11 protein-coding genes are annotated in these 12323 nt (G+C 49.6%); 7 read left to right on the forward strand and 4 right to left on the reverse strand.

Annotated features, from left to right (window positions below):
- The first annotated feature begins 44 nt into the window (after positions 1-44).
- Positions 45-905, forward strand: a complete 861-nt coding sequence (gene dat / locus D889_RS0104400) for a D-amino-acid transaminase (protein WP_010631263.1) — start codon at positions 45-47, stop codon at positions 903-905.
- A 96-nt stretch (positions 906-1001) separates the two neighbouring features.
- On the opposite strand, the gene zwf is transcribed toward dat, so the two are convergent.
- The gene (gene zwf, locus D889_RS0104405) at positions 1002-2471 is read right to left on the reverse strand and encodes a glucose-6-phosphate dehydrogenase (protein WP_010631262.1); all 1470 of its coding nucleotides are present in this window, start codon (positions 2469-2471) and stop codon (positions 1002-1004) included.
- A 361-nt stretch (positions 2472-2832) separates the two neighbouring features.
- Between zwf and cshA the strand changes: the two genes are divergently transcribed.
- Together cshA and D889_RS0104415 are read left to right on the forward strand one after the other, a co-directional pair.
- A complete protein-coding gene (cshA, locus tag D889_RS0104410; RefSeq protein WP_010631260.1) occupies positions 2833-4299 on the forward strand; it encodes a degradosome RNA helicase CshA in 1467 nt (488 codons plus the stop codon).
- Positions 4300-4496: 197 nt separating this feature from the next.
- Positions 4497-4724, forward strand: coding sequence for an IDEAL domain-containing protein (locus D889_RS0104415; RefSeq protein WP_010631259.1), 228 nt, complete (start codon positions 4497-4499; stop codon positions 4722-4724).
- A 281-nt stretch (positions 4725-5005) separates the two neighbouring features.
- Here D889_RS0104415 and D889_RS0104420 read toward each other — a convergent pair whose 3' ends face one another.
- Together D889_RS0104420 and D889_RS0104425 are read right to left on the reverse strand one after the other, a co-directional pair.
- Positions 5006-5911, reverse strand: coding sequence for a DMT family transporter (locus tag D889_RS0104420; protein WP_010631257.1), 906 nt, complete (start codon positions 5909-5911; stop codon positions 5006-5008).
- The gene (locus tag D889_RS0104425; RefSeq protein WP_010631256.1) at positions 5908-6336 is read right to left on the reverse strand and encodes a reverse transcriptase-like protein; all 429 of its coding nucleotides are present in this window, start codon (positions 6334-6336) and stop codon (positions 5908-5910) included. The genes D889_RS0104420 and D889_RS0104425 overlap by 4 nt, the downstream gene beginning before the upstream one ends.
- Before the next feature lie 176 nt (positions 6337-6512).
- Here D889_RS0104425 and D889_RS0104430 point away from each other — a divergent pair, with 176 nt between their 5' ends.
- From D889_RS0104430 to D889_RS0104440, 3 genes are all read left to right on the forward strand, one after another.
- Positions 6513-8189, forward strand: a complete 1677-nt coding sequence (locus D889_RS0104430) for a formate--tetrahydrofolate ligase (RefSeq protein WP_010631255.1) — start codon at positions 6513-6515, stop codon at positions 8187-8189.
- 225 nt (positions 8190-8414) lie between these two features.
- A complete protein-coding gene (locus tag D889_RS0104435) occupies positions 8415-8645 on the forward strand; it encodes a DUF2164 domain-containing protein (RefSeq protein ID WP_010631254.1) in 231 nt (76 codons plus the stop codon).
- 280 nt (positions 8646-8925) lie between these two features.
- Positions 8926-9798 carry a VIT1/CCC1 transporter family protein gene (locus tag D889_RS0104440; RefSeq protein ID WP_238537594.1) on the forward strand — a complete coding sequence of 291 codons (873 nt, stop codon included), beginning with the start codon at positions 8926-8928 and terminating at the stop codon, positions 9796-9798.
- 60 nt (positions 9799-9858) lie between these two features.
- Here the strand turns inward: D889_RS0104440 and D889_RS0104445 are convergent, their stop codons facing one another.
- Positions 9859-11145, reverse strand: a complete 1287-nt coding sequence (locus tag D889_RS0104445) for a BaiN/RdsA family NAD(P)/FAD-dependent oxidoreductase (protein WP_010631252.1) — start codon at positions 11143-11145, stop codon at positions 9859-9861.
- 212 nt (positions 11146-11357) lie between these two features.
- Between D889_RS0104445 and trhO the strand changes: the two genes are divergently transcribed.
- Complete coding sequence (gene trhO / locus D889_RS0104450; RefSeq protein WP_010631251.1) at positions 11358-12296, forward strand: oxygen-dependent tRNA uridine(34) hydroxylase TrhO; 939 nt, start codon at positions 11358-11360, stop codon at positions 12294-12296.
- Positions 12297-12323 lie beyond the last annotated feature (27 nt).

A 12323-nucleotide genomic window follows, 5' to 3' on the forward strand; every position in this document is an offset into this window, starting at 1 on the left:
TGAGTATATGGAATGGATGCAGCTAAATCACAGGAGGGACCATAGTGAGCCAGTTTATTTTGTATCAGGATCAGATCGTACCGCGTGACCAGGGCAAGGTGGATATTGAAGACCGCGGCTATCAGTTTGGTGACGGCATTTATGAGGCCATCGCCGTCTATAGCGGGGAATTGTTCCTTCTTGATTTACATATGAAACGGCTGCAGCGAAGTGCCCGGGAACTGAGTATTCAGCTGCCTTATAGCATTGATCATCTGACGGATAATCTGAATAAACTGATCAAAGCCAATGCCATTGATGACGGGGTGGTTTATTTTCAGATCACCCGCGGGGCCGCGCCGAGGGTCCACTATTTCCCAGATAAAATTCCGACGGTTCTGACCGGATCAACCGAGGATCACCTGACGGAGAATGACCGGACAAAAGGGATCCGGACAACCCTTGCGGAGGATATCCGCTGGCTGCGCTGTGATATTAAAACACTCAATCTGCTGGGCAATGTACTGGCAAATCAAAAGGCACATGAGCTCGGCGTTGCTGAAGCGATTCTTCACCGCGGCGATACCGTTACCGAGGGCTCATCGAGCAATGTCTTCATTGTAAAAGACGGGAAGCTGATCACCCATCCGGCGGATCACTTTATTTTGAACGGAATCACCCGCCAGTTTGTGATCCGTCTGGCCGGAGAGATCGGAATTCCGGTTGACGAACGAACTTACTCCGTTGATGAACTGCTCGCATCGGATGAAGCATTTATTTCCAGCACAGGCAACCAGGCTATGCCGATTATCGCCATTGATCAGACGGAAATCTCGGGAGGAAAACCGGGACCGGTCACCCGGCAAATTAATGCGGCTATTTCTGAAAAAGTGAAAGCGTTCAGGAAAGCTGCCGTTTCCCGGTAATTCCCGGCCGTAAACGTTGTGAATAATAATAAAGCCTGCCGGTGTCCTCAGGAAGAAATGTCCTGAGGACACCGGCAGGCTTTTTCTGTGCCTTTATTATTCCATACGTGTCAGCGGCCACCACCGGAAACCGTCGAGTGCGAGCAGCCGGTCCGATGCGGAAGGCCCCATGGTACCCGCTTCGTATGTATTCAAAGGAATATCCTTCCAGGTAGCGGCGATCGAATCCGTCAGCGACCAGGAATACGCGACCTCATCCCAGCGAGTAAAGTTTGTCGAATCGCCGCGCAGGCAGTCGGACAAAAGACGCTCGTAAGCATCATGTTTCTTTATCTGGTGCTTGGGGCTGTTACTGATAAAGTTCATCGCAATCGGGAGCGTATCTCCGTGATCACCGAACTGTTTCACATTCAATTTCAGCGACAGCCCTTCATCCGGCTGAATGTGTATGACAAGAAGGTTCGGTCCAATATTTTTGAATTCATTCAGATAAGGATTGTTCGGTATGTCCTTAAATTGAATGACGACTTCGGTTGATTTCGCAGCCATGCGCTTGCCCGTCCGGATATAAAAAGGTACACCGGTCCAGCGGTAGTTATCGATAAACAGCCGGGCAGCGATGAACGTCTCGGTCTCGGAATCCGGCGCGACGTTTTCTTCGTCCAGATACCCGCTGGCCGGTGTTCCGTCAGGCATCACGCCCTTGACGTACTGCGCACGGACGATCTGGTTCGTTACGGCATCGGACGAGAGCGGACGGATGGACCGCAAGACCTTTACTTTTTCCGCACGGATGTCATCCGGTTCAAATCTTCCCGGCGGTTCCATGGCCGTCAGCGTCAGCAGCTGCATAATATGATTCTGTACCATATCAAGCAGCGCTCCGGTTTGATCATAGTAGCTGGCACGGTCGCCGACACCAAGCGTCTCACTGAGCGTGATCTGAACATTGGCAATGCTGCGGTGATTCCAGACAGACTCAAAGATCGGGTTGGCGAAGCGCAGTGCCTCGATATTCTGAACCATATCTTTTCCGAGATAATGATCGATCCGGTAAATTTCCTCTTCCTGAAAAACGCTCAGCAGTTCATTATTCAGTTCTTCAGCGGACTTCAGATCATGGCCAAACGGTTTTTCAATGACCAGTCGTTTCCAGCCGTCTGTCTCCGTCAGTCCCGCCTTTTTCAGGTTCTTCGCGGCAAGCCCGAAGAAACGCGGGGCAAGCGAGAGATAGAAGAGCCGGTTCCCCTTGAGATGATAGTGCGCATTAATCTGATCACTGATATTTTTCAAAAAAGCAAAGTGTTCCGGCTGCAAAATATCCAGCGGCTGATAATAAAAACGATCGAGAAAGGCTTTTCTCTGAACCGCATCCGGTTTCAGCGCCCGGTCCACCATGCTTCTGTAGGATTCATGCGTGTGCTGTTTCCGGGCAAGGCCGATCACGGCGAACTCATGCCCCTGTTCAAATAATTCATACAGAGCCGGGTAAAGTTTACGCCTGGCAAGATCGCCTGTGGCGCCGAATAGAAAAATTAATGCGGGCTCCTTCGCAGTTTCAACCATCTTCTGTGTCCCTCATTTCTCTGTCTGTCCTTTTAATGTTATCACACTTATAGATGAATGTGTTACACTTTATTGGACTGGCTCGTGAATGTTCTGCAAACATGATCGGCAGGCATTGAAACAGATCTGTGAGCCGTACAATTCCGCATTTGCCCGTGAAATCGTTGCATTTCATTTCTGTACATGTTATGGTGAATTTATGCGCTTGGGCAATGATAAGGATGGAAGAGGTTTGCTTTTGAAAACAAAGATGACCATGACTCAATGTTTGGTGGGCATTTTCCGTCCTTCGCGGGGAATGCCTGCACATTGGATAAATAAAACAAAAACTGAACAGTAAAAAAGGAGACATTAGTATTTAATGAAATTTTCAGAGCTTGATGTTAGTGAAGAAATCTTGAAGGCCACTGAACGGATGGGGTTCAAAGAGATGACCCCGATTCAGGAACAGGCCATCCCTGTTGCCAAGACAGGAGCCGATGTGATCGGTCAGGCACAGACAGGTACGGGCAAGACAACCGCTTTCGGTATTCCGATGATTGAAGCCGTGGATACCGAAAATCCGGATATTCAGGGCGTCGTCATCACTCCAACACGTGAATTGGCGATTCAGAATGCCCAGGAATTAAATTCGATCGGCTTATTTAAGCATGTCAGGACAGTTGCCGTTTATGGCGGACAGGACATCCAGAAACAGATCCGCGATCTTAAGAGACATCCCGCGATAATCTCTGCAACACCGGGCCGGCTGCTTGACCATATAAAACGGCACACCATTCGCCTCGGCAATATTAAAGTGATTGTTCTTGATGAAGCGGATGAAATGCTGAATATGGGCTTTATCGACGACATTCATGAAATTCTTGAGAACACGCCTGAAGAGCGTCAGACGCTCCTCTTTTCCGCAACGATGCCCGGACCGATTCAGCATCTTGCTGAAAAGTTTATGAAAGATCCGAAAATCATACAGATCAAAGCAAAGACACTGACGGTATCGCTGATTGATCAGGAATACGTCAAGGTTAGAGAACCTGAGAAGTTTGACGCACTCACCCGTTTTCTCGATATCCAGATGCCGGAACGTGCGATCGTTTTCGGCCGGACGAAGCGCCGTGTCGACGAACTGATGCGGGCACTCCAGAAGCGCGGTTATGAAGCTGAGGGGATCCACGGTGATCTGACGCAGTCCAAACGTGATCTGGTACTCCGCCGATTCAAGAACAATGAAGTGAAGCTGCTTGTTGCGACCGATGTGGCGGCACGTGGTCTGGATATCAGCAATGTCACCCATGTCTATAATTTCGATCTTCCTCAGGATCCGGAGAGCTATGTCCACAGAATCGGCCGGACGGGCCGTGCCGGAAAAACCGGCAAGGCGCTGACTTTTATCACACCCGGCGAATTTTCCCATCTGCGAGCGATTGAACGACTGACCAAACAGCCGATGAAGCAGGTTCCGATGCCGAGTTATGCGCAGGCACTTGCCGGACAGCAGAAAGTAGCTGTTGACACGCTGAAAGAATCTCTGGAAAACAAGAACTACAAGGACTATGAATCCAAAGCGGCAGAATTACTGTCGGACAATGAGCCGGCCGATATTGTTGCTGCAGCGCTCAAAGTGCTGACGAAGGAGCCGGATACGACACCGGTGCATCTTACCCGTGAAGCACCGCTGATGGTCAGACGTTCCGGCGGACATCGCCCGTTCCGGAGAGATCGTGACGGCGGCAGAGGCCGGGGCGGCTATCATTCCCGTGATCGTGAACGGGATCACCGTCAGAACCGGAGCTTCAGAGGAAGAAGCAGACAGAAGTCGAATAACTATTGAAAATCGGTTCAATAACAATCAAAAAATGAAGCGATACTGAGAAGGAGCCAATCGGCTTCTTTTTTTGTCTTTTGAAAATCTTTATTTTGATTGACTCGTCTAAATTTTTAGAATAATATAAGGAAAATAATTAAAAATGGTTGTAACTTTCAGAAAAGTATTGTAAGATGTTAAAAAGTGCAAAGGGGGCAATAAAGATGAACAATGATCATTCGTACCAGCAAAATTCAAAGGCGCTTGTTTTGTATAAAGAACAGCAGGCGAAGGTCTCAGTTGTCGAAATGTATGCCCAGATGATCCTTGACGAGATGGAATTCAAGCAGCGCGTGAAACAGTTGAAAGCGAGAATCGACGCAAGTCTTGACTCCGGAAATAAGGCACTGTTTATGAAACTGACAGATGAATATAAGGCATTGATTCGTTAATAAATGGTTCTGACTATCTGATTGTCATTCTGGTTAATGGATGATCGCACCAGCTCCCTCGTGTTATGATTCAAGTCTTTCGCATGGGTGTGCCAGAGAAGGTCAAAGGAATCAGTCTGGACAGCCATGAATGGAAAATAGCAAGGTACACAAACAGGGAATCTTTCATATAAGAAGGATTCCCTTTTGATTTGCATGATGCATCATAAAGGGTGAGTATTCCGGTCTCCGGATGAACCAGTGACTGAATCAGAATGAAGGGAAACGTGAATGACGGTTGTTCAGGCTCCGGAATGCTTTTTTGCCGGCCATTCGGCAAGCAGCATCCCGAGCAGGATCAGCACGCAACCGGTCAGTTCAGCTGTACCGAGACGGACATGCTGAAAAACGATCGAGGTCCATGCGGCAAAAACCGGTTCCATGATGTAAATCACGCCCACATGTGTTGCCGGCGTATGTTTCTGCAACACCGTCTGCAAGAGGAAGGCAAATGCGGTGGCGAACAAGGCCATGAACAGGATCACGGTGACAACATCAGGCTGCATCAGGGTGCCGGGTACTACTGACCGGCTTCCTCCTGTAGCAAATCCGAAAATAAAGCTGAGCAGGGCAACGGCAGTCAGCTGAACGACAGTCAGTGAAAGACTGTTGAAGCGTTCGGTCACTTTTGCAGTAAAAACGATGTGCAGTGCGAATGAAGCCGCACAGATCAGGACGATAATATCGCCCTTATTCATGGACAGATGGCCGTGCGTTGTCAGGAAAAACAGACCGGCTGTCGCAAAAACAATGCCGGCAATCGCAGCCTTCGGAGGGAATTGCCTGATCAGCAGTGCTGAAAAAGCAGGAACAAGGACAACGCTCAGTCCGGTGATAAACGCAGCATTCGATGCGGTCGTATACAGTAATCCGATCGTCTGGCATGCGTAGCCGGCAAACAGGCAGACACCGAGCACGGATCCGGAGAAGACCAGGTCGGCAAACTGCTTTATCGAAATTTTTTTTCTGCCTGAAAAGAGCAGTTTCCAAAGGCCAAGAACCAGTGCTGCGATCAGAAAACGCCACGCATTGAAGGCCATGGGCGTCAGCTTGTTCAGAACATCCTGGACAATGATAAAGGTTGTGCCCCAGACGAACGTGATACAAAGAAGTATGGCATCTGCGGCCAGTGATCGTCTGAGCGTCACTCCGGTTGTTCCTCCTTTCCCTGCACTTCTTCCTGCTGTTTTCGGATCGCAAGCCTGGCAAGCTGATCCGCGTTTTTATTGAACGTATCCGGAATCCATTTGCAGAAGAAGAGATCCGTCTTGTCAATCAGGCTGAGGGCCTGGGTCAGATACTGTGAATAGACGGCTTTTTTCACATAACGTTTTTGCAGTGCCTCATTTACAAGCTGGGAATCGGTACGGAAGGACAGCTCTGCATAGCCCTGATCCAAACAGAACCGAAGCGCCAGAACCAGCGCGGCAAACTCAGCTTCATGATTGCTGGAAAGCCGGCCAAGCGGAAAAGACCGGCGCAGTTGTCTGCCGTTCCCAAGGTTAAGATAAATGCCCGCACCGGCCAATCCGGGATTGCCACCGGAAGCGCCGTCAAAGAAAACGTCGATCACAAAACGCCATTCCTTCCATGATTGTCATATACAAATAGTAGCATAACTGACGGATAAAGGGACAGTACAAAAAACAAACTTTTTCCGGGACGAGGTTAAAGCCACTCAGCTGTTATGTTATCATTAGGACGCAAAGGATTACGATATTAAACTTACGATAGGGTGATCACGGAACAATGGCAGTCAAATCCGACATTGAAATTGCTCAGGAGGCAAAGCTCGCGCCGATCAGCCAGATAGCAGATGGACTCGGGCTCGAAGAAGAAGACTGGGAGCCTTATGGACGGTACAAGGCAAAAGTATCTGTACAGACGTTGAAAAAATTGCAGGACGAGCCGGACGGAAAAATCATCCTGGTGACGTCGATCAACCCGACACCGGCCGGGGAAGGAAAATCCACGGTTACGGTCGGACTCGGCCAGGCATTGAACCGTATCGGCAAGCGAACCGTTATTGCCTTGCGCGAGCCTTCGCTGGGTCCGACGATGGGGCTGAAAGGCGGCGCGGCCGGCGGCGGTTACGCCCAGGTCGTCCCGATGGAGGATATCAATCTTCATTTTACTGGTGACTTTCATGCCATTACGACGGCGCATAATGCCCTTGCCGCTCTACTTGACAATCATATTCAGCAGGGAAACGTGCTGAATATCGACCCGAGACGGATCGTCTGGAAGCGGGTTGTCGACCTCAATGACCGGGCGCTGCGCCACACGATTATCGGCCTTGGCGGCAGAGCCAACGGTGTGCCTCGTGAAGACGGCTTTGACATTACAGTTGCTTCGGAAATTATGGCGATTCTCTGTCTCTCTGAGAATCTGGCCGATCTCAAAAAAAGACTGAGCGAGATGCTGATCGCCTATACTTATGATCGTAAACCTGTCTTTGTTAAAGACCTGAAAGTCGAAGGAGCATTAACACTGCTCTTAAAAGACGCTATTCACCCGAATCTGGTTCAGACACTTGAAAACACGCCGGCCTTTGTCCATGGCGGACCGTTTGCCAATATTGCCCATGGCTGCAACAGCGTACTGGCAACCAAAATGGGCGCGAAACTCGGGGATTACGTCGTTACGGAGGCCGGTTTCGGCGCGGATCTGGGTGCTGAGAAGTTTCTGGATATTACCGCACGTGCCGGTCATTTCACACCGAGTGCGGTGGTGATCGTTGCGACGATCCGGGCGCTTAAAATGCATGGCGGAATGGCGAAAGAGGATCTGAAACAGGAGAACCTTGACGCACTGGCTAAGGGCATGGCGAATCTTGCCCGCCATATTGAGACGGTCAAAACATTCGGCCTTCCGTATGTTGTTGCGCTGAATCATTTTATCTTTGATACAGACCGTGAAGTGGCCTACGTTAAAGACTGGTGCGCGAAAAACGGTCATCCGGTAGCATTGTCGAAGGTATGGGAAGATGGCGGCAAAGGCGGTGAGGACCTGGCCAGACTCGTTGTTGAAACCGTCGAATCCGGGGTGAATCGCTATCAGCCGATTTATCGTCTTGAAGATTCGATTGAGGAGAAAATTTCAGCGGTTGTCACTAAGGTCTATGGCGGCAAGGATGTCGCTTTCTCCGCTAAGGCCCGGAAGCAGCTGGCGAGCTTCAAGAGACACGGCTGGGACAAGTTCCCGGTTTGCATCGCGAAAACGCAGTACTCGCTTTCAGATAATCCGAAACTGACCGGAAGACCGGAAGGCTTTACGATTCATGTGCGTGAACTGAAGGCAGCCGTCGGGGCAGGATTCGTGGTTGCACTGACAGGCAGTGTGCTGACGATGCCGGGGCTGCCGAAGCATCCTGCAGCACTGGATATGGATGTACTCCCGGATGGAAAAGTAACCGGGTTATTCTGATCGGGCATCTCCGCTAGAAAAGGACACTGGAATAAGGACCAGTTTCAGGCGTTTCGCTGCAGAAATGAGAGCGGAACGCTTTTTTACGCATATTTAGCATGCTGATCATTACTTCACGTATTCGCTGCGGGCTCTTACCTGGCCGGCTGGTTTCGCAGGTGTCCCGCACCTTCAGTACAAATCCATAGTGAGTCACGAAGAATAAAACGAAAGAGGGGTCGAACTTTGGAATTGACCAAAAGGCAGAAGGACTTATTGATCGGAAAACTTCAGGACTATTATTTCGATGCTTATCACGAGCAACTCGGCCTGATCGGGGCGGAAAACTTCTATTCGTTCATCATGGAAGAATGCGCACCGCTGATTTATAACCGCGCGTTGCGTGATGCCCGGCACGTCGCCGAACAGCAGATGGCATCATTAATGGAAGAACTCGACGTGCTGGAGAAGCATTGATTCCGGCTGGAACGGGATCAATGGAAACGCTTATAATTGATAAATATTTTCATCAGATGATAATGATAATTATAATCATTTAGAAATGTACACGAAAATACCTTTATTATCAGGGCTTTAAAACGATTGTTCACAGTTTCTTCCTATTCTAAAAGAATAATTATTATAGTTGAATCACTTCAGAAGTCGTGCTAAGATAAATCTGTTTCAGAGATAGAAGAGAATTCGTATCTATGGAAACAGATTAAGTTGCCGGATGTTCGGCAACAAAAAAAGACAGGTGTCGACCTTGAATCACGCAACACGAACCGTTAAATTAAAACAGCGTTTACTTCTCCAGCTCGCTCTTTTTCACTATTGGCAGGCCAATCTGAAAATCGAGCACAACCGGCAGACTTATCAACGGATCGCTGACACGGAACAGCAATTAGGATCGGTGCTGTTTTCTGAAGAGGCAACTGAAAAAAGAGGAAGAAAATTTAAATTCTATGTTTTTCTGAGCAATCTGCTCGGCTTTACCTTTGTCACGCAGCTCATGATGAAGGCTAAGGAACGCCGGATTGAACACTATCTGGCGGCTTCAGCGCAGATTCCTGAAGGAGCCGGGGAGCAGGCGGCCGCACTGTTGCAGCAGGAAAGGGAACTGATTGCCAGCTTAAAGGAACGCCGGCTGGATTTCGTCGGCGCGATTATTCTCGGCATGAATGATGCGCTGGTAGAGATCACCGGCAGTGTTGCCGGGTTCACTTTGTCCATGTCTAATACAAAAATTATTGCGGTTGCCGGACTGATTACCGGGGTCGCCGCGTCGCTGTCGATGGCGGCGAGCGAATTCATGGCCGAGCGGTCGGAAGGAAACATGAAGAAAGCCACAACAGCAGCGATTTATACCGGTGCCTCTTATTTACTGACCGTCATCCTGCTGGTGCTTCCTTTCTTTGCACTACCTGCAACGGAGTACATGCTTGCCCTATTGTTTACCGTACTTATCGCTGTTTTTGTTATATTCATTTTCAGCTTCTACATGGCTGTTGCCAAGGAGATCAGTTTCAGGCAGCGTTTCTGGGAAATGGTGATCGTCAGTCTGGGCGTTGCGGCGCTGACCTTCTTCATTGGATTTATCGTTAAAAACTATATTGGTATCAGTGCGTGATGGGGAGGGGACAGCAATTTTTTCGAACTGATTGGCAGTGAAAACGGCGGCTCTTTCCGGTCAATTCCGCTGACCGCCGGCATATAATCCGGCCGCTGTCCCAGCCGCATGACCCGTAGTGAACGCGGCCGTAATATTATATCCGCCGGTATAACCATGGATATCCAGAATCTCGCCGCAGAAGTAGAGCCCGGGCATGATTCTGGATGCCATTGTTTTCGGATGGATTTCCTTCAGCGACACACCGCCGCCGGTAATAAATGCTTTTTCAATCGGCAATGTGCCGTTGATCCGGACCGGAAACGCTTTTAACCCTTCGGCGACGCTTCTGACTTTTTCCTTTGAGAGCTGGCTGACGGTGAGTGTCGGTGAAACATCTGCCCGGTTCATCAGACAGCGCAAATAACGTTCAGGGACGATGCCTTTCCAGATGCTTCCAAGTTCTTTTTTGCCGGCGCTTTCTGTGCGTTTCAGCAGGTCGGCACTCACTTCGTCCAGAGTCCGGTCGGGAAGAGCGTCGATCAGCACAGTCACAGTGGCTGTGTTGTATTTTCGCAGTGCTTTGACGACAAACTGGCTGAGACGCAGAATGGCCGGCCCCGACAGACCAAAGTGGGTAAAAATCAGATCCCAGCGGTGAGACTGAATCTTTTTCCCCTTCGGACTGAGCAGAGTGACGGTGGCATCGCGTAACGAGAGCCCCTGCAGTTCCTTTGAAACGATCAGTGAATCCGATGAAGTCAGCGGCACTTCGGTCGGATAAAGGTCGGTAATCGTATGGCCGGCATCCTGCGCCCAGCGGTAGCCGTCTCCAGTTGAACCAGTCTGTGGAACGGATTTGCCCCCAACGGCGATAATCACAGAAGGGGCATGGATAATTTCGCCCGTCTGCGTCCTGACCCCAGTGATGCGGTCCTCATAAAGGACCCGGTCGACCGGCGTGTTCAGTTTCAATGTGATCTCCAGCCTATTAAGCTCCTGAAGCAGTGCCTGAACGACGGACTGGGCCCGGTTATTTACCGGAAACATCCGGCCGTGGTCTTCCTCTTTAAGTGGGATCCCCAGTTTCTTGAAAAAAGAAATAATATCCTGATTACTGAACTCGGAAAGGGCACTGTACAAGAAACGTCCGTTACCTGGAATGTGGCGGATCAGTTCCTCTGTTGCCATGGCGTTCGTGACATTGCAACGGCCTCCTCCTGAAATTGCCAGTTTTCTTCCCGGCCGGTCGCCTTTATCGAGAACGAGTACTTTTGCTTCATTTTCCGCTGCTGCAATTGATGCCATCAGCCCAGCCGGTCCGGCACCGATGACAATGACATCAAATTTGTCCGTTTTCTGCCTCATTGTGTTCATCCTGTCTGTACGCTAAATGGTTCCAATTTTTGTGAACGCTTTCGAAAATTTGCGATAATCTCAGCGTAACCGTTTTGCCTGGAAAAATCAAAGAAAATCTGCCCGTTGATGTGTGACAATTGTCACAGTGACCTCTTTTTGTTAGGATAAAAGCGATACACCGGAGCGTGAACTTCCGGAGGCATTAAATGAGGTGGATAACAATGACTGAGAATAAACCCTATCGTGTCCTGCTTTTTTATCAATATGTAACCATTGATGATCCTGAAACGTTCGCTCAGGAACATCTGGCCTTTTGTCAACAGCTCGCGCTGAAAGGAAGGATCCTTGTCGCCGGAGAAGGTCTGAACGGAACATTGTCCGGCACCGTCGCGCATACTCAGAAATATATGAACACGATGCACCGCGATCCGCGTTTTGCCGGAATGGTGTTTAAAATAGATCCGGCGGACGGGCATGCGTTCAGTAAAATGCATGTGCGCCCGCGTAAAGAAATTGTCGCGCTGAAACTCAGCGATGATATTAATCCGAATAAATTGACCGGAAAACACCTGAAACCGGAAACGTTTTACAAGGAAATGCAGGACAAGGATACCGTCCTGATTGATGCCCGCAATAATTATGAAACTCAGATCGGCCATTTCCGCAATGCGGTTATCCCGGATATTAAAACGTTCCGCGAACTGCCCGGGTGGATCGAACAGCATTTGTCCGATTATAAGGATAAAAAAATCCTGACGTATTGTACCGGCGGCATTCGCTGTGAGAAATTCAGCGGGTATCTGCTTCGCGCCGGTTTTAAAGATGTCAGCCAGCTTGACGGGGGCATTGTACAGTACGGAAAAGATCCGAATGTCCGCGGCAAAATGTATGATGGGAAATGCTACGTGTTCGATCAGCGGATTTCTGTCCCCGTTAATCGGACGGATGAGGATGTGGTGGTCGGCCATTGCCATCATTGCGGTAAACCCTGTGACCGGATCGTCAATTGCGCCAATCCGGAATGCAACCGTCAGTATATCTGCTGCGAAGATTGTGAAAAGACCTATCAGCGTTCCTGCTCTGACGCCTGCCGGGAACACCCGCGCAACCGATATCGGCTGGAACACCAGCAGCAGGAAAAACCGGCTGAGACAATCTGAGTAAGGTCTTTCCAGTCTGCTGCTTCA

Origin of the sequence: Sporolactobacillus vineae DSM 21990 = SL153 (genome assembly GCF_000377985.1) — a bacterium.
Lineage (GTDB): Bacteria > Bacillota > Bacilli > Bacillales > Sporolactobacillaceae > Sporolactobacillus > Sporolactobacillus vineae.